This window comes from Rhodanobacter spathiphylli B39 (assembly GCF_000264295.1).
Lineage (GTDB): Bacteria > Pseudomonadota > Gammaproteobacteria > Xanthomonadales > Rhodanobacteraceae > Rhodanobacter > Rhodanobacter spathiphylli.
In genome coordinates, this window is sequence record NZ_AJXT01000044.1 from 12,294 (window position 1) to 35,418 (window position 23,125).

Here is a 23,125-nt window from a genome sequence, read left to right on the forward strand (position 1 = left end):
CGGGCTGTGCGCCGGAACACGCGTCGGGAGCGATCCCCGCCACGCTTTTTGCTGAACGGGCGGGCCTCGTTCAGTTGATCACCACGTAGCGGGTGCCGTCGTCGCCGGCCACCACCAGCACCAGCTGGCGCGGCTTCACCCCGGCCAGCCCGCGCAACACGTGCAGGCTGGTGATGCGCTGGCTGCCCACGCCGATCACCACGTCGTCGGTGCTCAGGCCCGCGCGCGCGGCGCGACTGCCCGGCTGCACCGCGCTGACCGCCACGCCGTACCAGCCCTGGTTGCGCTGCTCCTGGCTCAGCTCGCTGAAGCGCACGCCGGCCAGCCGCGGATCGAGTTCGCCGCCCTCGGCGGTGGCCAGCTTCTCGGCGGTGAGCGTGGCGCTGACCTCGCTGAGCTTGCCCTCGCGCAGCACGCCCAGTCGCAGCGTGCTGCCCAGCGGCAACAGGCCCTCGGCATTGTTCAGTTCCTGCACGGTATGCAGCGGCTTGCCGTTCAACGTGGTCAGCACGTCGCCCGCCTGCAGGCCGGCGCGCTCGGCGGCCGAACCGTCGCGCACGCCGGTGACCAGCACGCCATCACGATCCTTCAGCTGCAGCGCGCTGGCGATGCGCGGCGTGATCAGCTGGGTCTGCACGCCCAGGCTGCCGCGCTGCACCTTGCCGTGCGCCAGCAACTGCGCCATCACCTCGCTGGTGAGGTTGCTGGGGATCGCGAAACCGATGCCGACGTTGCCGCCCGAGGGCGAGAAGATCATCGTGTTGATGCCGACCAGCTCGCCGCGCAGGTTGACCAGGGCGCCGCCGGAGTTGCCCGGGTTGATCGAGGCATCGGTCTGGATGAAGTTCTGGTAGCCGCCCACGCCCGAAAAATTCCGGCCCGACGCATTGCTGCCCAGCCCGGAGCGGCCCAGCGCCGAGACGATGCCGGCGGTGACCGTCTGGCCCAGCCCGAACGGGTCACCCACCGCCACCACGTAATCGCCCACCTGCAGGCGCGAGGAGTCGGCCAGCGGCAGCGCCTGCAGTTTCTGGGCGGGGATCTGCACCACCGCCACGTCGGTGGGGGCATCGGTGCCGATCAGCTTGCCCTTGAACGTGCGCCCGTCCTGCAGCGTCACGCTGATGTCGTCGGCGCCGCCGACCACGTGGTTGTTGGTCAGCACGTAGCCCTTCGCCGCGTCCACGATCACGCCCGAACCCAGGCTCTGCTCGACGCGCTCGCGCGGCGCGCTGGGCAGGCCGAAGAAGCGCCGCATCATCGGGTCGTCGAAATACGCATCACGCACCGGCACCCGCGTGGTGGTGGAGATGTTCACCACGGCCGGGGTCACCCGGGTCAGCATCGGCGCCAGCGACGGCATCGGCTGGCCGTCGACCGCGGCGGGCAGGCTGGCGGCGTGGCCGGCCAGCGGGGCCAGCGCCACGAACAGCGCGGCCAGCGCACCGCCAAGCCAGCGCGCCAGGCGTGAAGATGAGTGCGACATGGGTCCTCCTTGGGCATCGATGACGGCGCTGCTTCGACCGGAACACCGCGCCACGGTTCCGCAACGCCGATGGCTGTCGTGGGACTTTACATCGGTCGACGTCGGGGTTAACTTGCCTACCCGGTAACAACCACAACATCTTGTGTCGAGAACTTGGCGCTTTAACTAGCACTGGTGTCGAACATCGCACTCTTGAGGGGGAGTCGTTGTTGTCGGGAAAGCGTTGGCAGCGCAGGCCGGAGGGCAATCCTCACGGGCTTGCGCCGCCATCGAAACAGTCATGCGCGGCCCAGCCGCCACACATAAAAACAACGCCGGCCGAAAGGCCGCAGCGAGAGGTTCCAGAAGCCGATGAGCACATCGAGTGCCCCAGCCGCCAGTTCCGCCACCGGTCGTGATGCCGTCGTGGAAATTCCCCTGCAACCCGCGTCCTGGGACATCTGGGACAAGAAGTACCGGCTGAAGGCGAAATCCGGCGAGCCGGTCGACGCCACCATCGACGAGACCTACCAGCGCGTGGCGCGCGCCCTGTCCGACGTGGAAGCCACCGACGAGCTGCGCGCCCACTGGTACGAAAAGTTCCTGTGGGCGCTGCGCCGCGGTGCGATCCCGGCCGGCCGCATCACCTCCAACGCGGGCGCGCTGGCGCACAAGCCGGCCACCAGCACGATCAACTGCACCGTGTCGGGCACCATCCACGACTCGATGGACGACATCCTGGAGAAGGTCCACGAAGCGGGCCTCACCCTGAAGGCCGGCTGCGGCATCGGCTACGAGTTCAGCACCCTGCGTCCGCGCAACGCCTACGTCTCCGGCGCCGGCGCGTACACCAGCGGCCCGCTGTCGTTCATGGATATCTACGACAAGATGTGCTTCACCGTGTCGTCCGCCGGCGGTCGCCGCGGCGCCCAGATGGGCACGTTCGACATCAGCCATCCGGACGCCAAGGAATTCATCCGGGCCAAGCGTGAAGACGGCCGCCTGCGCCAGTTCAACCTGAGCCTGCTGATCACCGACGGCTTCATGCAGGCGGTCGAGCACGACCAGGACTGGCCGCTGGTGTTCCCGGTGCACGTCAAGGAAAAAGGCGAGGTCGACGTCAATGACCCGGCCCAGGTGGTGTGGCGCGAGTGGCCCACCCACGAGAACTATGTGGACCGCGAGGACGGCCTGGTCGCCTGCAAGATCTACGGCCACATCCGGGCGCGGCACCTGTGGGACATGATCATGGTGTCCACCTACGACTATGCCGAGCCGGGCTTCATCCTGATCGACAAGGTCAACGAGATGAACAACAACTGGTGGTGCGAGCACATCCGCGCCACCAACCCCTGCGGCGAACAGCCGCTGCCGCCCTACGGCTCCTGCCTGCTCGGCTCGGTCAACCTGACCAAGTTCGTGCGCGACCCGTTCGGTCCCAAGGCCAGTTTCGACTGGAACGAGTACCGCGAAGTGGTCAAGGTGTTCACCCGCATGCTCGACAACGTGGTCGAGATCAACGGCCTGCCGCTGGAACAGCAGCGCAACGAGATCATGGGCAAGCGCCGCCACGGCATGGGCTTCCTGGGCCTGGGTTCCACCGTGACCATGCTCAAGCACAGCTACGGCAGCGCCGAGGCAGTCGCCTTCACCGAGGAAGTCTCGCGCGAGATGGCGGTGGCCGGCTGGGAAGTGGCGCTGGAACTGGCCAGGGAAAAGGGCGCCGCCCCGGTGCTGCTGCGCGACTTCACCGTCACCGGCGACATGCTGCGCAAGCGTCCGGAAATGGTCGCCGACGGCTACAAGGTCGGCGACAGCATTCCCGGCCGCGTGCTCCACGCGAAATACAGCCGCTACATGCAGCGCATCGCCACCGTGGCGCCGAACCTGGTCGAGCAGCTGGCCGAAACCGGCGCGCGCTTCACCCACCACACCTCGATCGCGCCCACCGGCACCATCAGCCTGAGCCTGGCCAACAACGCCAGCAACGGCATCGAGCCCAGCTTTGCGCACAGCTACTCGCGCAACGTGATCCGCGAAGGCAAGAAGTCCAAGGAAAAGGTCGAGGTGCTCAGCTTCGAGCTGCTGGCCTACCGCGCGCTGATCAATGCCGACGCCAAGCCGTATACCGAAGAGGCCGGCAACAAGCTGCCGGACTACTTCGTGGCGGCCGACGACATCAGCCCGAAGCAGCACGTGGACATCCAGGCCGCCTCGCAGAAGTGGATCGACTCGTCGATCTCCAAGACCGCGAACGTGCCCACCGACTACCCCTACGAAGACTTCAAGGACATCTACTTCTACGCCTACAAGCAGGGCCTGAAGGGATGCACCACGTTCCGCTTCAACCCGGCGGCATTCCAGGGCGTGCTGGTCAAGGATTCCGATCTTGAAAACACCCTCTACCGCTTCGAGCTGGACGACGGTAGTGTTGTCGAACTGAAAGGCAATGAGCAGGTGGAATACGACGGCGAGATGCATTCGGCCGCCAACCTCTTCGATGCCTTGAAGGAAGGGTATTACGGCAAGTTCTAGGCACACACGCAGCTCGCACCGAGGTGTGCGGTGTTCCCCCAGGAGGCGTCGATTCCCGAAAGGCCGCGTCACGTACTGACATCAATTCGGAGGGGAACACCCGCATGTCCATCGATAACGAAGTTGAAGCAAGCAGCACGCCCGTAGCCGTCGAAGCACCGGCCGTCGCCCTCCCGGTCCTGCCGGAGGTGCCCGCGGCCGCTCCGGCGGCCGCGCCGGTGGCGGTGAAGAAGACCGCCGCCAGGAAGAAGGCCGCGCCGAAGAAGGCGGCTGCGAAGAAGGCGGCTCCCAAGAAGGCAGCTCCCAAGAAGGCTGCGGCGAAGAAGGCCGCTCCCAAGAAGGCTGCCGCGAAGAAGGCGGCTCCGAAAAAGGCCGCCAAGAAGGCAGCTGCCAAGAAAGCGGTGAAGAAGACCGCGAAGAAAGCCGTGAAGAAGGCGGCGCCGAAGAAGGCGGCAGCGAAAAAGGCTGCACCGAAGAAAGCCGTGAAAAAGGCCGCCGCGAAAAAGGCGGCACCGAAAAAGGCCGCCAGGAAAGTCGCCAAGGTGGTGAAGAAGAAAGCCGCCAAGGTCGCAAGGAAGGTCAGCAGCAAGAAGTCGGCCAGCAAGAAGGCCGCGCCGAAAAAGGCGGCAGTCAAGAAGTCCGCCAGCAAGAAAGCCGTCGCCAAGACGGCAAAGAGGTCCACTGCCAGCAAGAAGGCGAGCGTCAAGTCGGCACGCCCGGTGAAAAAGGCTGCCGCCAAGAAGGCCGCTGCAAAACGCAAGTAAGCAACACCCCATCCGGCCCGGCCCCAGCGCCGGGCCGGATGATCTCCCGTTACGCGCCGTGAGCAGCCCGGCACCCATCACTCAAGAAGCAACGAAGCGAACATCATGGCAATCAAGATCGACAAGAAGATCACCGGCTACAACGTGGTCAAACCCGAAGACAAGGTTGCCAGTGCGGCCGTTGCCGCCGTGAAAGACGCGCGAGTCAGCGATAAAGCCAGCGAACCCAAGCAGGCCGAAGTGATCCAGATGCACGAAAGTGTCGAGCGGCCGGAAACCCTGGTCGGCTCCACCTTCAAGATCAAGTCGCCGCTGTTCGAACACGCCCTGTACGTCACCATCAACGACATCGTGCTCAACGCCGGCACCAAACACGAACAGCGTCGCCCGTTCGAGATCTTCATCAACTCGAAGAACATGGACCACTTCCAGTGGATCGTGGCGTTGACCCGGCTGATGTCCGCCGTGTTCCGCAAAGGCGGCGACGTCACCTTCGTGGTCGAGGAACTGAAAGCCGTGTTCGATCCGCGTGGTGGTTATTTCAAGGCTGGCGGTGTCTACATGTCCAGCATCGTCGCCGAAATCGGCTCGGTGGTGGAGCAGCACATGAAGAACATCGGGCTGATTCATGATCCGGAGATGGATGCGGCGACGCGTCAGTTGATTGCCGACAAGCGGAAAGCCTACGAGGCGGCCAGCGCAAAGACCGAGGCCAGCGCCACCACCGGCACGGCCGCCACCGACGCGCTGACGTTTCCGCCAGGCTCGATGATGTGCGACAAGTGCAACACCAAGGCCTTGGTGCTGATGGACAACTGCCAGACTTGTTTGAACTGTGGGTATTCGAAGTGCGGGTGATTTATGACCAGTAGGTCGCAAGTTTGACTCTTGCTACGGCCCAAGGAAAAACAGGGGTTTACGAGTGAATCGGCCTCGACTAAAACCCCTCGAAGCCAGCTTTTGATAACAGTAGCCGTCAGTTACCACGACCTGGATTAGGTGCGTTCGGGACACGGATGTAGTAAAAGGGGAAATGGCCGTGCCGCTTCGGGACTCATTGAAAGGCCAGCTAGTGCCGCTGGTTATCGCAATGCTTGGTAGCCCGATCTTTATGACGAAGATTTGAGGTGGTGGCTAGTCTTCGGCGGACTAGGGTTCGGTGCGTAGAGGACGGCAGAGGGGAGCGGGGGGGTATTAATATCCATCCGGCCGGGCGTTTCATGCCCTATCGGGAGGCGTGTCTGTCGCGTGGATCGAAACCAGTCGTCGTGGCGCCTCGTGTTCCATCAACTCCTGAAGGTCGACTCCAATCCTTACTTTCCAAGATTTGATGTCCTGGTTTCTGGTAGTTTTTGGCGCTCTGCCTGCCTTCACGTTTTGCGTAACTTATGGGGATGAAGCGGGATGAGATTGCTGGTAATTGCCATGCTAGCTGCCATAGTTTGTGGCTGCGCCACCAAGCCCCTCGTCATTGCCGATGCATCGCCATATGCGTCACAAGGCTCGGTCTACAAGGGCCAGGCCACCGTCTATGTCGCGCGCGGCATGGGTCGAGCAGGCGTGGCGTGGCCGGTTCACGTGAAGCTGGATGGAGTGGAAGAAGGCTCGTTGCAGCGGGGAACCTATGTTCGTCTGGCAGTTGCTCCGGGTCGCCATGACATTCTCGCCCACTGGAATCCCCTGAGCACGATCCACGAGGCCGCTATTAATAGTGCTTTCCAAGCCGACGAGACCTACTACTTCGTCATCGACACAAGCATGTTTTCGAGTTACGGCGCAGGCGTAATAAACATCGGCGGGATCGGGATAGAGGAGTCGTCCACGGGTGCGCAACGAGTTGCGCTTTACGAGGACTGGACGCCGAACGCTCGGACTGGCAACTAATCCGAATGGGGAACGAAAGGAGGTCAGATTAATTAAATCTGAAGCGGGGGCGTACGGAACGAAGGCGGAGCCTGAGGTTTCCCCACGTTTTCATGCCGCCACGGCCATCTGATCGAGTAGCGCTGGGGATGGCTTTCGTATCTGCTCCATGAGCTCTTCGAGCCTGGCATTTGACCATCGTCGCAGCAGTGCCTCACGGCCCAGTCGCATGATTGAGTACAGCCGTCGCTTGGATCGAAACGGTGCCCGCCATTGATCTATCCCTGCGGTTTCGCAGGCCATGCCGACCTGAACCGCCCCGGGATTTGAGGAGGCTCCAACTCTTGAGAGAATGGAGCCATGAACGAATGGCACTTACTTAAGCGCCACATCCTCACCCAATCTTCGCCAAGTGACTGATTTGAAAGAGTGGCTGGCGGCCGGGCAAACTGTTGGTCCGACCCAAACAGACGGCCCACAATGCCGCCAGCCGCTATGCACACTAATTGCCGATCCAAAACCAGGGTCAGAGTGCACTTTTGCTGAACCACCAGGGAAATCGACGTGAATAGAATCGCCCCCTTCTTCGGCATCCTGCTTGCAGCCATCGCGGTGAGCGCGGCGGCTGCTTCAGGCGTGTTTACCGTACGCCAGCCGTTGTTGATGATGAAGCGATGAGTGCTTAATTAACGTGTCCGGAAAAGCCGGGCCATCTCAGAGTCCACTTCGAATGTGAAGGCGCTTGGGAAGGTCGATTCTTGGCCTCGATACATGTTTAAACAACTACGTGCGCTGGGAGCAAGCATGCGTCATTGCATTGGTCGTCTTGGAATAGCTCCATGGTTGGTGGCTGCGTTGTCGCTATTGCATGGATGTGCACCGATGTCGACGCAACAACCGATGCAGCAGCAGGTTCCGCTTGTGCCGGAGCATCCCGAGTTTCATGGACATCCGTGGCCATTGGATACTTCGGGACATAAGCTTCAAGGTACTACGCTGGTCATGGCACTTGTGGACGCGACTGGGAGCGTGACCGAGGCGTGTATCAATCGCACCAGCGACCATGTGGAGCTCGACCGGTTGGCCGTGCAGTGGCTGGCCGAACAGCACCTTCGCCCAGCAAGCAGGAATGGAGTTGCGGTTTCAGGCTATGTACGCATGCCGGTCGAGTTCACCACATTGCCGCCAGAACTGCGAACGCCTCCGGTTTACCCCAGGGCTTACTGTCAAACTCGTCCCGTCGCCGAACTGCTCGAAACGTTGGCTCGGTGAAACTCCGGTGTCATCAATCATGGCCGGATCATGGGGTCATAGCTGCGCTGATGGGCTGAATCGGTACTGTTTCGAGAGAATGGATGAGAGAGGGGAAGGGCCGTGTGGAACTGGCCTCACCATGGTTGTCCGCCACGTCGCTGCGGCTCGCGCGGGAAGCCGCTGCAGGCAGGATGGAAGAGGGGCGTGGCGTGTGCGGCCGGTCAGACGCAATGCATCCGGAAGTGTTCCGGAAAACGGGGGGAGCATGAAGAAGGTATGGAAGGTGGGCCTGCTGATGGCGGCCCTGTTGATGTTGCACGGGTGTGCGACGGCTTACGGAAAACGCGGTATCACGGGTGGGTACAGCGAACAGAAAGTGGACAGCTCCCACTATGTCGTCGAGTTCGACGGCAATGGCTATGCGTCCAAGGACAGGGTCTGGTACTTCTGGATATATCGTTGCGCCGAACTGACACGGAGCAATGGCTACACCTACTTCTCGCTGGAAGCGGATGACCACCTGCACAACAGCGGCTATGCGCCGGATGGTGATGTCGGCGGACGGTTGGTGCCCGCCGTGCTCACCGACCAGGATGATGGTCGTCTGGTCGAGGTCGGTGGCGCGGGCGGATACATCTATATTCCCGGGCAAACCATCACGACGTGGCATTCAAGGGCGATGGTGTCCATGTACGGCGACAAGCTGCCGGAAAGAACCGTCCTCATGAAGGCCCGGTCCGTGCTCGACCTGCTGGTCGACTACATCAGGAGCGACGGCAAGAGCGATCCTCCGGCTCGCGAATTCATCATCGATCAGGCTGCCTACGCCCTTGCCCCGGACAAGGCCATCGTGAATCTGCATCAGTACAAGATGGCCCATCCTTCCCAGCCGCGGAAGGTGCCTCCGTTTCTGCGCGCGCCAGGCCAGCCGGCCCCGACCTTGCCTCCGTTCCTTGCGGCTCCGGGACAGAAAACCTAGGGAAACTCCGATTTTGCTTCGCTGCCGAAGCACGGACCTGTCCGAGGGAGTGTGGACGATGGCAGATCAGCTGATCTTGTCGACGCAAGGCCTTGGAACTCTCGTGTCCGTTGGTCGAGACGCGGACAGTTGCGCAGGAAATTCGGGTTGCCGGAAGCAAGCCGGCACGGCGGCCCGGGCTCGACACGCTCCCGCGGCGTGACTGCGATGCCGCCTGGCGAGTAGTGTTCTATGTCTCTGAAGCTTTGGTCACGGCAGACTGCGCCATCGCGGGCGTCGCGCCGCTCGTCTCCATCGGTGATTCCTGTCCTGGAGCAAGTCGATGTCCGAGTTCCTCATCCGCAGCTTTGACGACCCCCGAAGTTTCACGCCGAAGAATTTTCCGCAGGGGGTGCTGCCGCGCACGTCGGTGGAGAGTTACGTGCCCTGGGCGCTCACGGCCGACCGGCGGGTGGTGTACGCCAGGACCGGCGAGCACACCAGTTGGCGTGGCGGGTCGGCGGGTCTGCGGCCTTACGACAGCCTGGTCAGCCAGGATCGCCGTCGCCTCGCCGAGTCGGCGCTCGGCTTGATGGCGCTGGATCATCCGCAGTTCACGGCCGAAGGGGTCGGGCAGGTCAATCTGGCCATCCAGAAGTACCTGGACCATCAGCTGGTGACCAATCGGGCCGCGCTGACGCGAGAGCTGTTCGCCATCGGCCAGTATTTCTACACCGGCGGCGGCAGCGGCTTCGGCCGCATTGATACGGTGGCCAAGGCGGCGCTCGGGCCCGATGGCGTGCGCAAGGGCATCTTCAATGCGCTGGCGCGGGGACGGCTGGACCAGAAGATATCGATCCATGACGCCGTCGGCCGCAAGGTGCTCCCTGCCCTGGGTAGCGAGCAACTGGCGGCGTACAACCATTGGGGTCCGATCCTGCGCCAGGACTGGTTCGACGATGCCGCCAAGCGTGGCCGCAAGCCGGCCGCGCAGCGCGCTGGCGCCACCAGTGTCGGGGGAATCGTGAGGCCGGAGCAGGCCGGGGCGGTGGGCACCACGGCGATCGCGCGGGGTCGCGGCGTCGACATGTTCCAGCGCGACACCGCGCGCACGCGTCAGCCGCAAGCGGATGCCTATTACGATGACGTCGACGCGCGCAACCTGCTGTTCGGTGCCGGCATCTCGGGCACCACCGGCTCGCTGCTGCAATCGGCCTTCGCCTTCGCGGGCGTGTTTCGCGGGGAACCGCTCAAGCAGTACGTGCTCGCCATCGTGGGTTATCTCGTCGGCGGCGGCATGCACAGTTACCACGAGTCCATGGCGGTGGCGAGCAAGGCGGGCCTGCCCTACAACCCGGGCGCCTACGCATCCAGCCTGCCGCAGGCGTTCCTGGGCTCCATGCAATACGCGGCCTGGCGCACCGACTACTACGACATCGTGGAGCTGGGCGCGACGCACTGGCGAAACAATGCCGGCGCCTTGCCGTCGCACCTGAGCCGGCAGTTGACGCCGTCCTGAGCAGACGAAACCGCGAAACCGGATGCAGGGACGCGCTTGCCCGATGCAGGCGCGTCGTTTCCCGCATGAATCCATGACAGGCCGCCCGATGCTTCGAGACGCCCATCCCGCGGACTTCCCCGCGATCCTCGCCCTCAACGAGGCCTTCGTCGCCGTGCTCAGTCCGCTGGACGCAGGGCGCCTGGCGCAGCTGCATGAGCAGGCGGCCATGCATCGGGTGATCGAGAGGAGTGGGCGGATCGAGGCTTTCCTGCTCGCCTTCCGCGAGGGCGCGGACTACGACGGCGCCAACTACCGCTGGTTCGCACAGCGCCATGCGCGCTTCCTGTACGTGGACCGCATCGTGGTCGCCGGCAGTGGACAGGCCGGGGGCCTCGGCAGTCGGCTCTATGCCGATGTCCGCACGCGGGCCCTGGCGGACGCGGTGCCGCTGATCGCCTGTGAATTCGATATCGATCCGCCCAACCCGGCCTCCGCGCGTTTTCATGCCAGGCAAGGCTTCCACGAAGTCGGGCAGCGGCGGGTCGAGAGCGGCAAGGTGGTGTCCATGCAGGTGCTCGACCTGGCTTCCCGCTGAGGTGCTCGACTGCGGGCAACTGCATCGGCGATGGGTTCACGTGCCTCAGGCGGGAAGCCGAACCTGCCCTGCCTTGACCCTGGCGATCGTCGATCCACGGTGACGGAAGGGGACTCATGAAGCACTCGTCAAGTCTTCACTGGATTGTTGGACTGCTTGGTGTCTTGTCCTGTCGCACGGCATCGGCCTGGCCGTCGCCGAACGCGCCACCGGCCGCGTGTGTCGTGGATGGCGAAACGTGGAGCCTGCCGCCCTGCGCGATGGAAACCCGAGATGGCCACGCCTACGTGGCGGCACGCTAACTGCCGAAGCTCTTCAGTGGCAGCCGCGAGCATCTGGTGGCGAGGATTCTTCCCGGCAGTGGCTGGTCGTACATCGGTCGAAGCGGGAAGGTCGTGGTGCGTCACGTGGCCACGATGGACAACGATGCGAGCGCGTTCCACTACGGACTGGTTCGCGTCAACCAGGATCGCAAGTGGGGGCTGGCGGACGAGGAGGGAAGGTTGGTGGTGCCGCCGAGTTACGACGGCATCCTCGACTACCAGCCAGGCCTGGGATGGAGAGCCTGCACCGGATGCCGCTCGAAGACCGGTGGCGACTACAGCTGGTTCGAAGGAGGCGACTGGATCACGCTGGATCGGCGCGGAAGAAAAATTCGATGAGTCGATGTCCCCGGGAACGGGGAGGCGTATAAAAGGCGGATTGAAATGCATGGCGCCTCGACGTTTTCATCATTTCAATGCCAAGCCTTTGCCAAACGGATGTCGACGAAAATCACCCAAGCCAACAAGGAGATTGAAATGGCAGTGATCTGGGGCGAGAAGATAGGCGGAAAGCACGGTTCGATGACGGCGGAAGACATTGCCGCGTTCATCACTTCCAAGGTCGGGGGCGGATCGCCCGCCTGGAAGGCAAGTCTTCTGACGGCGGCAGGCAACGTGCTCGGTCACGACGGACGCAGCAATGGTTCGGTCGTTCGGCACAATGGCAAGAGCATCCGCCATATCACCACGGGCAAGGGCGCCGGCCACGTCACCCTGTTCTTCACGCTCGAGCCCGGCGAGGTCGGCAGCGTGATCGGAGTAGGCTCGCACCACGACGAAAAGGGCGCCTCGTACGACATCGACTGGCACACGCCCGGATGGGTCGTCGGCAAGCGGGTGAATTTGTAGGCCGCAGGGTCAGGGGCGCCGCCCGGTAGAGGGGTCGGGACAGAGGGTCAGGTTCATCAGCCGCATTGCGGTCAATGAACCTGGCCTGTTTGCGCATGGGTTCACCCGGGCAGGTCGGCTTCCCGTCTCGACGGTGGTTGAAGATCCGCGGGTGGCGATGGATTGACCACGGGAATAAAGGGGCGCAGGTCATCAAGTCGATTTGTTGTTCGCTCCCATTGTTGTCTGCTTGTGGAACGCACTTCGGAAAAACGCCATTCATCAGGAGCACGGACATGCCCAGGATATTCGTGAAGTTTCAGGATCAGAAACACGTTGAACTCGCTGCAGGTCCCGATGCTACCTTCCGCAGCGTGGTCGAGCAGGCGTACCGAGAGCTTTGGCCCCATGACGAACTCCCGCCAGACGACCAGCTCAAGATTTTCTATGAAGGCAAGCTTGTCGCAAAAGCTGCGCTCACGCTGGGTGACCTGAATGTCCAGGCGTACAAGACGATTTCCGTCGAGCTTCCCGCCCGCCGGGAAGATGCGCCGATCGACAACGTATTGGCGAAGCTGCAGGCCTTCCTGCGGCTGTCGGCCGGAGAACTTGGTCCGGACGAAATGACGTTCATCGGCATCGGTTGCTTCGACCATGGACATGGCGAAGATTCGATCAAGCGCCAGCAATGCCCCGATTCGCTGCTCCAATACTGTATCCGGCAGCGGGTCGACTTGAACCTGATACTGGTCGACCCCGGCTTCGCGGATACCACGGGCAGGTTCCGGCAGATCTACGACATGCCGGGGTGGCGGCTTCAGTTCGAGGAGGAGGGCGGCCGGATTCGGCAATACAGTTACACCCCTTCGGTGACGGCCGGCGCGTGCGATGTCTGGCTCACCGTGTTCGCCACGGGAATTGCCGAATACACGCTGGAGCTCGCCGGCCAGGGCAAGCTCATCGGCGGCATTTCCCTGCCGGACGTCTTCGCCGCCGCGGGCGGCCCCCACCATCCGGGTGCCTGCGTGATCAGCGGCAACTTCTATCTGGCACCCGCCGATGCGAGCCAATACTTCACGCGGGGATCGCAGCAGGTCATTGCCGCGGCGGGATTCACCCACAACCCCTAGGGGGCGGCGTGCGTGGGGGGCATTGCCGCGTCATCCGCCTGGCTTCGCACTGCTCTCAGTTGTCATGCGGGTTCGGCGCAAGAGCAGGCCTGCTGACGAGCAGGCGAAGGTATCCGGTGCCGGGGTCAGTTTCCCGTGGCCTGATGGCGCTTGCCCGTGACATCATTCGCCACCCACCACCCCTGTCTTCAAGAGGCTTGCATGAAGGTTCCGTTCTCGGGCGGCTGCGCCTGCGGCAGCATCCGCTACGCGTGTTCCAGCGAGCCGCTGGCCATGCTGAACTGCCATTGCCGCGATTGTCAGCAGTCGAGCGGCGCACCGTTTGCCTCGGGCGTGGTGGTGCCGCGGGCGTCCGTCGACGTCACGGGCTCGCCACAGGAATATGCGGTTCGCGTATCCAGCGGTCTGCTGGTCACGCGGAGCTTTTGCGCCCACTGCGGCAGCCCCTTGTTCACCGCGGGTGAGGCAAGGCCGGATTTCATGTCCATCCGCTTCAGCAGCCTGGACGACAGCAGTGGCTTCCGGCCGGCACTGGACATCTGGACGTCCAGTGCACCGTCATGGGTTTGCCTGGACGAAGCCCTGCCGCATTTTGCGCAGTCGCCGTCCACGCAGAAGCAGGCGTAGCGGAACCGCATTCACCGAACCGCTTGCGGACAGGATCGCATCGGCCCAGCGACGTTCTTCGGGGGGCGAGCTGAGGCCAGGTACTTCAGCAGCGACGCTTGCCAATGGCCGTCCATGCCCGGCGGACGGCCATTCGATTCACTTCTTCAGCGTCGCCGGGGCGACGGTCGCCCATACATTGGGTGCATGCTGGCGCGTTGAGACAATGTAGGTGGTGCTGTTCCTTGAAAGCAGCCTGGAGTGATTGATCTCGAAGGAGCTGCCCTTGAAGCTGTTCAACCGATTTTCGAAGACGGCGGGATTGGCGATGGCCAGCACGTTCTTGGCGCCGGTCGCGCCATTCATCCATCCCCAATCGCGCACCACGATCGTCATCGTGCTGCCTTCGGTGGTGCTGTCGTAGCAGATGTTCGGTCGCGCGCTGCCGGATTTGCGCAAATCGGCATTGTGATGGAACCGTTCGATCTCCACCCAGGCGATGATCTGGTTCAGGGAGACGTCGCGCACGCCCATCTCGGGATAGGTATTGCGCGTGTAGGTCGGCGACAACAGGGTGTCATCCTTGAACGCGCAGAGATAGACGCGCGTCTTGTCGCATAGCGCAAACTCCTTCTGTGGGCCTTTTGCCGGCTGGATCAGGCAAAAGTCGGCCTTGCCGCTGCTGCGCAGGCGCGCGCGTTCGGCATCGGTCCAGTCCCTGATGTCGCCGGTCAGGGTCTTGTCGATTTCCGACAGTCGAAGCATGGGATAGGCGCACGAAATGTGGAAATCCATGCCGATGCTGTTGACCGTGAAATAGTCGTTGTCGGCGTTGCCTTTGCGGATCCACATCTTCCTGCTGGTTGCGGCGTCCTTCCACGGATGCCATGGCTCGTCGACGTGCGCGGCCTTTCGCCAGTGCGCAAGGTCCGCCCGGCATCGCGCGCCGCCATGTTCGATGACCATTTTCGGGAGACGGTTGTCGCCTCGATAGAAGATGAGGTAATTGGGTGTGGTGTGGCGGTCGGTCGGCTGGGTGCTGGTGGCGCTCTGCAGGTCGAAGTCCGTTCCGAAGACGTGGCTGACCTTGGGATCATCGACGGTGCCTTCGCCGGTGTCGACGCCACCGGACTTCGCATCGACCGGCGGGAAGGTTTCGAAGCCCTCGTTGAGCAGATAGTCCAGTACCCCGAACGGAACCACCGCCGGGTCGATGGCGATCATTCTGGCGAAGTCGGTGGACAGGGATGCGGGAAATGTGAAGCCGGCCTTCTGCACCAGTTTCAGATTGTCCCGGGACAGCACGCTGTCGAGATCGAAAATCACGCTCAAAATGCGACCCATCGCTTCGGGTTGCGCCGATTTCTTCGCCTCGGTGAAGAAGTAGTTGAACCACCCGGCGTAGTCCAGGTTCTCCGTGGTCGTGCCGGTCTTGAGCACGGCGCTCTGCCTGGTGATGATCTCCGAGATCATGCGGAAGAAACTGTCGCCATAGTAGGCGCCCGACATCAGCTTCTTGGCTGCGGGGCCGGGAGGCGGCGGCGCGCCGCCGACCGTTGGCCTGGGCGGGGGTGGAAAGGCGCCCGGATCGATGGCGCGCAGGAAAGCGTCCCGCGCCTTGTTGGAAGCCTCGATGACGGATGGCGACAGGACAGCGGCCATGCTTACCTCCCCCGGGTACGTCGTGCAGGAAACGTGGCGAAGCATCTTCCGCCTGTCTTCCGGCATTTGCAAAAGGGGCCTGCAGGCGTGGCCATGAGGACGGTCGTCACGCCCACGGGCCTGTTGCGGAAGAGACATGGCGCTCACATGGCCAGCCGGCCTGGTCGTGGCCGGACATCAAGCCATGGACGTGAAGTACGATCGCGGCACCGGTCACGGGGCGCGCGCATGGCGCGAATTTCCCTGTGGGAAACCGGCAAACGATGAGGAAGACACCATGGCGACGCACGACAGTGACGATATCGATCCCGCGGTGGCGCCTTCGGGCACCGGTTGCGTGGAATGCCTGCAGGCTGGCCAGTGGTGGTTGCACCTTCGCCGATGCGCCAGGTGCGGACATGTCGGCTGTTGCGACACGTCACCGAATCAGCATGCGACCGCGCACTTTCACCAGACGGGCCACCCGGTCATCACCAGCTTCGAGCCCGGGGAGGACTGGTTCTACGACTACCGCAGCGGTGCCACCTTCAACGGCCCGACGTTGCGCGCACCGCACATGCATCCGCTCGACCAGCCGGTGCCCGGTCCCGCGGGACAGGTGCCGCGGAACTGGATGGAGCTGCTCAACGAGTGACGCCGGCCAACGCCGCAGGTCGCCCGGATGGCATGATTCGCCGGACGTGACTCCCTCCGAGCCACCCGCGCAGGGTGGCCGCCCCGACCACCGCAAGGACAGGACATGGAATCGATCGGCGCCAACCTGAGCGAGATGCAGCGCACCCCGCTGGCGCCCGCGCACGTCGCCGCGTTGCGCGAAGCGGGCAGGCAGGTGAGCTACGCGGCGGGCACGTATCTGGCGCGGCCCGGCCAGCTGGCCGACCGCTTCGTCTATGTCCTCGACGGCGAGATCGAGGTGGTCAACGCCTATACCGACGAGCGCCATCTGCCTTCGACATTGGGGCCGACCCAGTTCATGGGCGAGATATCGTTCCTCAATGGCGGGAACGCCTCGATGGCGATGCGCGCCGTGCGCGACACCTCGGTGATCGAGGTGCCGCGCGTCACGATGCTGAACCTGATGTCGCGGATTCCCGAGATGTCGGACATCATCATCACCGTCTTTGCCGCGCGTCGCCGCCGGCAGATCGAGCAGCGCGACAGCACGCTGGTGCTGATCGGCGAGGAGCGCGACCGCGAGGTGCGCTGCATCGCCGAATTCGCCGACCGCAACCGCATTCCCTACGCCTCGCATGCGCTGGGCAGCGTCGAGGCGGACGCGCTGGCTGCCACCTGTTCGCTGGCGCCCGGCCGGCCCGCGGTGATCTTCGGCCGCGACACCGTCATCGACAACCCGACGCCGGACAGTATCGCGCGCCTGCTCGGCCTGAACCTGGACCTGGTCGACGACGAGGATTTCGACGTGCTGATCGTGGGCGGCGGGCCGGCAGGCGTGGCCGCCGGCGTCTATGCCGGCGCCGAGGGCCTGTGTGCGCTGGTGACCGAGGACGTCGCCATCGGCGGCCAGGCCGGCACGTCCAGCCGGATCGAGAACTACATGGGTTTTCCCACTGGCATCTCCGGTGCCGACCTGGTCTGGCGCGGCCAGATCCAGGCGATGAAGTTCGGCACGCGTTTCGCCATGCCCCGCCGCGTGGCCCGGCTCGAAGCGCTGCCGGACGGCGGCTTCTGCGCCACCTTCGACAACGGCAAGCGGGTCCGGGGCAAGGCGGTGGTGGTGGCGACCGGCGTGCAGTATCGCCGCCTGCCGATTCCGCGGCTGACCGAGTTCGAAGGCGCCGGCGTGTATTACGCCGCGACCGATATCGAGGCCCGCTACAGCAAGGGCACCGAGGCGATCATCATCGGCGGTGGCAATTCCGCCGGTCAGGCCGCGATGTTCCTCAGCCGCACGGCGAGCCGGGTGCGCCTGCTGGTGCGCGGCCAGTCACTGGCCGCGTCGATGTCGAGCTACCTGTCGAGCCGGCTCGAGGCCGAGCCCACGATCACCATCGAGTACGGCGTCGAAGTCAGTGCGCTGCACGGCGACGACCACCTCGATGCGGTGACGATCCGCCATGCCGCCAGCGGCGCCGAAGAGACGGTGCCGAGCCGGGCGCTGTTCGTGATGGTCGGCGCTGCCCCCAATACCGACTGGCTGACGGATCTGGTCAAGCTGGACGACAAGGGCTTCGTGCTCACCGGCGAGGCGGTCGGCGCCAGCTCGCTGTTCGAGACTTCGCGGCCCGGCATCTTTGCCGTGGGCGACGTGCGCAGCGGATCGGTGAAGCGCGTGGCCTCGGCCGTCGGCGAGGGCTCGGTGGTGATCTCCCGGGTCTGGGCCTTCGTCGACGCCGGCGGCTGAACTGACCAGTCGAAACAGGTCACCCGACCGAATCGCTCATCCTCCGATCCGTGCCCGGGGCGAGCGTGCGCACGATCAGCAGGGCCAGGAGCGGGATGGCGAGCGCGTAGACATACTGCGTGCGTGACACGCCGATGCCGAAAGGAAACCAGATGCCCGGCACGCCGATCGGATCGAGCAGCTCGCCGCCGAACAGCCCGGCCATGATCGAGGCCAGCGTGAGCAGCGACAGGATTCGCAGCGGGCCGTGGCGCAGCATGCGCGCGGCGATGACGACGAACAGCGCGATCGCGCCCAGCCGGCTGCCGCTGGTCCAGCTCGCCGAGTGCGTCATGGCGCCGACCGTCCCGGCCATCGCCAGCGCGACGGTCAGCACATCGATGCTTCGCCACGGGCGCAGGCACCAGCGGTTCCAGGCCAGCAACCAGGCGGTGATCGTCGGCACCCACAGCACCGACGCCAGCCACGCGTAAGTGGTCAGGTCCTGCAGGTCGGTCCATGAAACGATCGCATTGTCGAGGCGCCTGGCTGCGGCAAGCGCCAGCGCGATGCCGGCGAAGATCAGGAAGCCCCTGCGCCGGCTGCGCGACCCGCAGGCCAGCGCCAGGCCGATCAGTGCCAGCATGGCGATCGGCTCGATCACGTCGACGATATAGCCGGCAATGGTTCGCTGCCATTGCACGCGGTGGAGTGCGGCGGCGATCGGCCGCGGTGCGAGGATGGGCGCGCTGTGCATGCCGCCGCCGGTGGCGCTGATCGCTGAAGCGGGAAGCATATAGGCGCGGACCGCGAGCACGCCGCGAGTGCCCGCCGCACCGGCGGGAAGGGCAAACCGCAGCGGCCGCGTGCCGACGAGGCGCGGGGCGGGACCGAGCTTGCCCGAGCCGCCCAGTCGCTGGCCGTTCCAGTACAGCTCGTAGCCGTCCTCGACGAGGGTGGGGCCGAGGATGTCCCACGCCGTGCTTCCCGCCGGCACCGTCACCGCGCGTCGATACCAGGCGTAGCCGCGATAGCCGGGATGGCCATGCGCCATCCAGCCGTCGACGTAATCGGGCAGGCCCACGTCGCCGTCGTGGCTGCCGGGCGGGGCGGTCATGTCCATGACTTCCCAGCCGGTATCGTCCATGTCGGGGTCGGCCCAGCGCGGATCGTCGCCGGCATGGAATCGCCAGGTGCCATCGAGCAGGGTCGCCGCCGCGCGCAGCGCCGGCGGATCAGGACGGCCACCGCTCGCCAGGTCGGCGATCACCACGATGAGTGCCATCAGCGTCGTCACGATGATGGCGACGATCAGTTTGCGTCGGGTGGCGTCCATCGACGGCACCGTGGACGGGGACTCAGCCCTGTTCGGCGGCGGGCATCGCCGCCGGGTCCATCCACAGCGCCGCCCACATGTGGCCGTCGGGGTCGGCGAGATCGCGCGTGTACATGAAGCCCATGTCCTCGGCCGGGTTCACGTCAGCCTGGCCGCCGTGGGCTGCCGCAGCTTCGTTCATCGCGTCCACCGCCGCGCGGCTGTCCAGCGCCAGCGAGAGCATCGAGTTGCAACTTCCCGCCGGCGGGAACGGCCGATCGGTGAACGTGCGCCACTTGGCGTGGGTGATCACCATCACGTGGATCGCCTCGCTCCACACCATGCAGGCGCCGCTGTCGTCGCTGAATTGCGGGTTCTGTTCGAAGCCCAGGGCGCGGTAGAAATCGACCGAGGCCTTGAGGTCGGCGATCGGCAGGCTGATGAAGATCTTCTTGGTCATGGCGGCATTCCCCGGGTGGCACGAAGTGTGGAGACTCTACGCTCGTGGAGCGTCGACTGTACGACGAACGACCCGCGGCCGAATCGACAAGCTCCGCGATGCGGCCAGGCATGCCCGGTGGCTCAGGACTTCTTGCCGCCGCCGTCCTGCTTGTTGACCGTGGCCCAGGCGATGCGCTCGGCGGTCTTTTCCGACTTGCCCTCCTTCTTCTCGCTCTGCTTGATGTGCGCGGCTTCGCGTTTCTGCTTGTCGGTGTACGACGACTTGTCGCCCTTGGACATGACGCTGCTCCTTCACGGGATGGAGCGAAGCACGCTAGGCGGCGCCGGGTTAACGCGAGGTGGTCGATCGACGACGATGGCGTCAAGGCGTCGACCGGGGACTCAGTGCGCCAGCGCCTCCTCCACCGCGCTGAACGCCGACTTCCCGCCGGTGCGCTCGTCCGGCATGCCGGTGGCGAACCACACCACGCCGGTGCCGCTGTTGCGGTCGACCCACAGCCCGGCCTGCAGTCCGTAGGCGGAACCGGAATGGCCGATGCGCGCCACGCCGTCGCCGAACGGGTCGTCACGGCAGCCCGGCACGGGCGTGGCGAGGGTCTGCACGGCCAGGCCGTAGCGACAGAAGAAGCCGGCATCGGCATCGCCGGTATCTTCTTCGTAGGTCAGGCCATTGCCGGCACGGTAGCGCCATTGCGGAGTGATCATCGCCTGCACGGAGGCGGGCTTGAGCAGGCGCCGGCCGTCGATGCTGCCGTTGCCCAGCAGCAGGCGGCCGATGCGGGCCAGCCCGTTGGCGGAAATGCGCAAGCCGCCCTGCGGCGAGAACAGCGCGCCGTTGGCGCCGGCCCGCCATGGCGACAGGTCGCAGCTGCCGTCGGCGGCCGGCGTCACCGGGCAATCGGGTTTGCGGCCATGGTTGTCGTCCTTCACCGGCTTGCCGTCCGCGTCGTACAGCACCACGGCGCGCGCCGCGGTCGCCGCGTCGCAGCGGTTCCAGTTGAAGCATCCGTGGATGCCCAGCGGCTGCAGCACCAGGCGTTCCATCAGCTGGTCGAAGCGCTCGCCGGTGGCGCGCTCCATGATCTGCGCCACCAGCGGAAAGTTGAGGTTGGTGTAGCGGAAGTAGGTGCCCGGTGCATGGCGGGTGTCCCACGCGCGCGGATCCTCGACGATGTCGCGCAGCTGGCCCCCCAGCGGCGTCTGCCAGTAGCCGGCCGCGTCGGTGAGGCTGGAGCGGTGCGACAGCAGCAGGCGCAGGGTGATCGGCGCCGCCGGAAACGCCGGATTGCGCAGGCGCCAGCCCAGCAGGTCGGAGGCGTCCGCATCCAGGTCGAGCTTGCCGGCCTCCACCAGCCGCATCACGCCCAGCGTGGTGACCAGCTTGGAGATCGAGGCGATGCGCACCGGATCGTCCGCGCTGAGCTTGCGGCCGGTGGCCTTGTCGGCCAGTCCATGCACCCGCGTGGCGGTGACGCCGTCGCGATCGAACGCCACGCGCACGCTGGCCACGGGTTCCCTGGACGCGGGCCCGCCGGTCGCGGGCCTGTCCGCGCGGGCATCGGCGCAGAGAAGAAGCAGCAGGCAGACGATCCAGCGCAGGGCCATGACCCACTCCAGTCGGGGGAGACTGGCGAAAGATACTGCGGCTTTTCATGATGCGGGCGGGTGGGGCTATGCTGGATCGATCACTGCCGAGGATGAAGCCATGCCCGATACGAACACGCCGCGCATCGATTGCAGCCCAGCCACCGCCGCCGGGGCGTTCCATCACCGCCGCTGGCCACGTCGCGCCCTGCTGGTGGCGATGCTGACGGCGTTCGTCGCGCCGGCGCCGGCCCAGCAGGTCAATCCCGACGAGACCGGACATGAGCCGGCCAACACCCGCGAGGCCTTGCAGAACGCCAGGCCGGTGACCGCGAAGCATGCGATGGTGGTCAGCGCGCAGCACCTGGCCACGATGGTCGGCGTGGACATCCTCAAGCGCGGCGGCAATGCGGTGGACGCCGCGGTGGCGGTGGGTTTTGCCGAGGCCGTGGTGCATCCATGCTGCGGCAACATCGGCGGCGGCGGCTTCATGACCATCCATCTCAAGGACGGCCGCAACCTGTTCCTCGACTTCCGCGAGAAGGCGCCGGCAAGGGCCACGCCCACGATGTTCCAGGATGCCGAGGGCAACGTGGTCGAGGGCCGCAGCACCGACACCTATCTCGGCGTGGGCGTGCCCGGCACGGTGATGGGTTTCGACACCGCGTTGAAGGCCTACGGCACGATGTCGCTGAAGCAGGTCATCGCGCCGGCCATCAAGCTGGCCCGCGAGGGCTACATCCTGCAGCAGGGCGACGTCGACAGTCTGCGTTCCGGCAACGACGGCTTCGCGAAACATGCCAACGTGGCGGCGATCTTCCTCAACCACGGCAAGCCGTTCAAGGTCGGCGAGCGGCTGGTGCAGAAGGACCTGGCGCATACGCTGGAGCTGATCGCCAACGGCGGCAGCAAGGCGTTCTACGAAGGGCCGATCGCCCGCGCGGTGGTCAAGGGCAGTGACGCCAACGGCGGCATCCTGTCGCTGCGCGACTTCGCCGACTACACCGCGCAGTGGGAGAAGCCGATCCAGTGCGAATACCGCGGCTACACCGTGGTGTCGGCGCCACCGCCCAGTTCGGGCGGCACCACGCTGTGCCTGATCCTGCAGATCGTCAAGCCGTATCCGCTGGCGAAGTGGGGCTACGGTTCGGTGAACAGCGTGCACTACATCGTCGAGGCCGAGCGTCGCGCGTTTGCCGATCGCAACACCTACCTCGGCGATCCGGCCTTCGTGCACAACCCGATCGACATGCTGCTCTCGGACGCACACGCGGCCAGGCTTCGCGCGACCATCAAGCCGGACAGGGCCACGCCATCGTCGGAGGTCACCGGCAGCCTCGGTGCACCCGAAGGCAACCACACCACGCACTATTCGGTGGTCGACAAGGACGGCAACGCCGTGTCCACCACGTACACCGTCAACTTCCTGTTCGGCAACAAGCAGATCGCGGGCGACACGGGGTTCTTCCTCAACGACGAGATGGACGACTTCACCGGCAAGCCGGGCGTGGCCAACGGCGCCGGCCTGGTGCAGGGCGTGATCAACCAGGTGGAACCGGGCAAGCGGCCGTTGAGCTCGATGACGCCGACCATCGTGCTGCGCGACGGCAAGCCGTTCATGCTTACCGGCAGCCCCGGCAGCGCCACCATCATCTCCTCGGTGCTGGGCAGCTTCCTCAACGTGGTCGACTTCGGCATGAACATGCAGCAGGCCGTCAACGCGCCGCGCCTGCACCAGCAGTGGTATCCCGACGTGGTCTACGCGGGGCAGGGCTTGCTCACGCCCGAATCGCAGCAGACGCTGGAATCGATGGGCTATACGTTCAAGCAGTTCAGCGGCGGTGCGGTCGAGGCAATCCTGCTCAACCCGAAGACCGGCCTGCTGGAGGGCGCCAACGATCCGCGTCGGCCGGCAGGGCTGGCGGCGGGCTATTAGTGA

Annotated in this window: 20 protein-coding genes and 1 pseudogene; 15 read left to right on the forward strand and 6 right to left on the reverse strand. The window is 64.9% G+C overall.

Annotation, left to right across the window (positions count from 1 at the left end):
* Positions 1-70 precede the first annotated feature (70 nt).
* Positions 71-1,486 (reverse strand): Do family serine endopeptidase, encoded by a 1,416-nt coding sequence (locus UU7_RS13690; RefSeq protein ID WP_007809236.1) that lies wholly within the window; start codon positions 1,484-1,486, stop codon positions 71-73.
* Between the two features lie 351 nt (positions 1,487-1,837).
* On the opposite strand from UU7_RS13690, the gene UU7_RS13695 reads away from it, so the two are divergent.
* The 12 genes from UU7_RS13695 to UU7_RS13745 all read left to right on the forward strand — a co-directional run bounded on the left by UU7_RS13695 (position 1,838) and on the right by UU7_RS13745 (position 13,843).
* Positions 1,838-4,000: an adenosylcobalamin-dependent ribonucleoside-diphosphate reductase gene (locus UU7_RS13695; RefSeq protein ID WP_007809238.1), complete on the forward strand. Its 2,163-nt coding sequence runs from the start codon at positions 1,838-1,840 to the stop codon at positions 3,998-4,000.
* A 104-nt stretch (positions 4,001-4,104) separates the two neighbouring features.
* Positions 4,105-4,764, forward strand: a complete 660-nt coding sequence (locus UU7_RS13700) for a hypothetical protein (RefSeq protein ID WP_007809240.1) — start codon at positions 4,105-4,107, stop codon at positions 4,762-4,764.
* Between the two features lie 105 nt (positions 4,765-4,869).
* Positions 4,870-5,622, forward strand: a complete 753-nt coding sequence (locus UU7_RS13705) for a TSCPD domain-containing protein (RefSeq protein ID WP_007809242.1) — start codon at positions 4,870-4,872, stop codon at positions 5,620-5,622.
* A 546-nt stretch (positions 5,623-6,168) separates the two neighbouring features.
* Positions 6,169-6,648 carry a DUF2846 domain-containing protein gene (locus UU7_RS13710; protein ID WP_007809244.1) on the forward strand — a complete coding sequence of 160 codons (480 nt, stop codon included), beginning with the start codon at positions 6,169-6,171 and terminating at the stop codon, positions 6,646-6,648.
* Positions 6,649-7,509: 861 nt separating this feature from the next.
* Positions 7,510-7,899, forward strand: a complete 390-nt coding sequence (locus UU7_RS17745) for a TonB family protein (RefSeq protein ID WP_162098651.1) — start codon at positions 7,510-7,512, stop codon at positions 7,897-7,899.
* 247 nt (positions 7,900-8,146) lie between these two features.
* Complete coding sequence (locus tag UU7_RS17445; RefSeq protein ID WP_007809246.1) at positions 8,147-8,860, forward strand: CC0125/CC1285 family lipoprotein; 714 nt, start codon at positions 8,147-8,149, stop codon at positions 8,858-8,860.
* A gap of 322 nt (positions 8,861-9,182) precedes the next feature.
* Complete coding sequence (locus UU7_RS13720) at positions 9,183-10,358, forward strand: hypothetical protein (protein WP_007809248.1); 1,176 nt, start codon at positions 9,183-9,185, stop codon at positions 10,356-10,358.
* A gap of 88 nt (positions 10,359-10,446) precedes the next feature.
* Positions 10,447-10,935 carry a GNAT family N-acetyltransferase gene (locus tag UU7_RS13725; RefSeq protein WP_007809250.1) on the forward strand — a complete coding sequence of 163 codons (489 nt, stop codon included), beginning with the start codon at positions 10,447-10,449 and terminating at the stop codon, positions 10,933-10,935.
* A 338-nt stretch (positions 10,936-11,273) separates the two neighbouring features.
* The gene (locus UU7_RS13730; protein WP_157582292.1) at positions 11,274-11,597 is read left to right on the forward strand and encodes a WG repeat-containing protein; all 324 of its coding nucleotides are present in this window, start codon (positions 11,274-11,276) and stop codon (positions 11,595-11,597) included.
* A 45-nt stretch (positions 11,598-11,642) separates the two neighbouring features.
* Positions 11,643-12,107, forward strand: a complete 465-nt coding sequence (locus tag UU7_RS13735) for a hypothetical protein (protein WP_157582295.1) — start codon at positions 11,643-11,645, stop codon at positions 12,105-12,107.
* A gap of 275 nt (positions 12,108-12,382) precedes the next feature.
* Positions 12,383-13,216 carry a ubiquitin family protein gene (locus UU7_RS13740; RefSeq protein WP_007809254.1) on the forward strand — a complete coding sequence of 278 codons (834 nt, stop codon included), beginning with the start codon at positions 12,383-12,385 and terminating at the stop codon, positions 13,214-13,216.
* Positions 13,217-13,417: 201 nt separating this feature from the next.
* A complete protein-coding gene (locus UU7_RS13745) occupies positions 13,418-13,843 on the forward strand; it encodes a GFA family protein (RefSeq protein ID WP_007809255.1) in 426 nt (141 codons plus the stop codon).
* Positions 13,844-13,981: 138 nt separating this feature from the next.
* Here UU7_RS13745 and UU7_RS13750 read toward each other — a convergent pair whose 3' ends face one another.
* Positions 13,982-15,484: a hypothetical protein gene (locus UU7_RS13750; protein WP_007809256.1), complete on the reverse strand. Its 1,503-nt coding sequence runs from the start codon at positions 15,482-15,484 to the stop codon at positions 13,982-13,984.
* 277 nt (positions 15,485-15,761) lie between these two features.
* Between UU7_RS13750 and UU7_RS13755 the strand changes: the two genes are divergently transcribed.
* Positions 15,762-16,118: a UBP-type zinc finger domain-containing protein gene (locus UU7_RS13755; RefSeq protein ID WP_040673482.1), complete on the forward strand. Its 357-nt coding sequence runs from the start codon at positions 15,762-15,764 to the stop codon at positions 16,116-16,118.
* A 105-nt stretch (positions 16,119-16,223) separates the two neighbouring features.
* The gene (locus tag UU7_RS13760) at positions 16,224-17,846 is read left to right on the forward strand and encodes an FAD-dependent oxidoreductase (RefSeq protein ID WP_007809258.1); all 1,623 of its coding nucleotides are present in this window, start codon (positions 16,224-16,226) and stop codon (positions 17,844-17,846) included.
* 19 nt (positions 17,847-17,865) lie between these two features.
* Here UU7_RS13760 and UU7_RS13765 read toward each other — a convergent pair whose 3' ends face one another.
* From UU7_RS13765 to UU7_RS13780, 4 genes and pseudogenes are all read right to left on the reverse strand, one after another.
* The gene (locus UU7_RS13765; protein WP_007809259.1) at positions 17,866-19,161 is read right to left on the reverse strand and encodes a hypothetical protein; all 1,296 of its coding nucleotides are present in this window, start codon (positions 19,159-19,161) and stop codon (positions 17,866-17,868) included.
* Positions 19,162-19,183: 22 nt separating this feature from the next.
* Positions 19,184-19,600: a VOC family protein gene (locus UU7_RS13770; protein ID WP_007809260.1), complete on the reverse strand. Its 417-nt coding sequence runs from the start codon at positions 19,598-19,600 to the stop codon at positions 19,184-19,186.
* 125 nt (positions 19,601-19,725) lie between these two features.
* Positions 19,726-19,881 (reverse strand): annotated as a pseudogene (locus UU7_RS18840) (HupB); the annotation flags it as partial.
* Between the two features lie 102 nt (positions 19,882-19,983).
* Complete coding sequence (locus UU7_RS13780) at positions 19,984-21,207, reverse strand: serine hydrolase domain-containing protein (RefSeq protein ID WP_007809262.1); 1,224 nt, start codon at positions 21,205-21,207, stop codon at positions 19,984-19,986.
* Positions 21,208-21,307: 100 nt separating this feature from the next.
* Here UU7_RS13780 and ggt point away from each other — a divergent pair, with 100 nt between their 5' ends.
* Entirely contained in the window at positions 21,308-23,122 is a 1,815-nt protein-coding gene (gene ggt, locus UU7_RS13785) for a gamma-glutamyltransferase (protein WP_007809264.1), read from the forward strand.
* Positions 23,123-23,125: the final 3 nt, after the last annotated feature.

Bases quoted from the DNA above. Each gene is read 5' to 3' on its own strand.
- UU7_RS13765 (WP_007809259.1), bottom strand. From the start codon at position 19,161: ATGGACGCCACCCGACGCAAACTGATCGTCGCCATCATCGTGACGACG.
- UU7_RS13755 (WP_040673482.1), top strand. From the start codon at position 15,762: ATGGCGACGCACGACAGTGACGATATCGATCCCGCGGTGGCGCCTTCG.
- UU7_RS13780 (WP_007809262.1), bottom strand. From the start codon at position 21,207: ATGGCCCTGCGCTGGATCGTCTGCCTGCTGCTTCTTCTCTGCGCCGAT.
- UU7_RS13735 (WP_157582295.1), top strand. From the start codon at position 11,643: ATGCATGGCGCCTCGACGTTTTCATCATTTCAATGCCAAGCCTTTGCC.
- UU7_RS13690 (WP_007809236.1), bottom strand. From the start codon at position 1,486: ATGTCGCACTCATCTTCACGCCTGGCGCGCTGGCTTGGCGGTGCGCTG.
- UU7_RS13705 (WP_007809242.1), top strand. From the start codon at position 4,870: ATGGCAATCAAGATCGACAAGAAGATCACCGGCTACAACGTGGTCAAA.
- UU7_RS13700 (WP_007809240.1), top strand. From the start codon at position 4,105: ATGTCCATCGATAACGAAGTTGAAGCAAGCAGCACGCCCGTAGCCGTC.
- UU7_RS13750 (WP_007809256.1), bottom strand. From the start codon at position 15,484: ATGGCCGCTGTCCTGTCGCCATCCGTCATCGAGGCTTCCAACAAGGCG.
- UU7_RS13710 (WP_007809244.1), top strand. From the start codon at position 6,169: ATGAGATTGCTGGTAATTGCCATGCTAGCTGCCATAGTTTGTGGCTGC.
- UU7_RS13770 (WP_007809260.1), bottom strand. From the start codon at position 19,600: ATGACCAAGAAGATCTTCATCAGCCTGCCGATCGCCGACCTCAAGGCC.
- UU7_RS17745 (WP_162098651.1), top strand. From the start codon at position 7,510: ATGTCGACGCAACAACCGATGCAGCAGCAGGTTCCGCTTGTGCCGGAG.
- ggt (WP_007809264.1), top strand. From the start codon at position 21,308: ATGCCCGATACGAACACGCCGCGCATCGATTGCAGCCCAGCCACCGCC.
- UU7_RS13725 (WP_007809250.1), top strand. From the start codon at position 10,447: ATGCTTCGAGACGCCCATCCCGCGGACTTCCCCGCGATCCTCGCCCTC.
- UU7_RS13740 (WP_007809254.1), top strand. From the start codon at position 12,383: ATGCCCAGGATATTCGTGAAGTTTCAGGATCAGAAACACGTTGAACTC.
- UU7_RS13745 (WP_007809255.1), top strand. From the start codon at position 13,418: ATGAAGGTTCCGTTCTCGGGCGGCTGCGCCTGCGGCAGCATCCGCTAC.
- UU7_RS17445 (WP_007809246.1), top strand. From the start codon at position 8,147: ATGAAGAAGGTATGGAAGGTGGGCCTGCTGATGGCGGCCCTGTTGATG.
- UU7_RS13695 (WP_007809238.1), top strand. From the start codon at position 1,838: ATGAGCACATCGAGTGCCCCAGCCGCCAGTTCCGCCACCGGTCGTGAT.
- UU7_RS13720 (WP_007809248.1), top strand. From the start codon at position 9,183: ATGTCCGAGTTCCTCATCCGCAGCTTTGACGACCCCCGAAGTTTCACG.
- UU7_RS13760 (WP_007809258.1), top strand. From the start codon at position 16,224: ATGGAATCGATCGGCGCCAACCTGAGCGAGATGCAGCGCACCCCGCTG.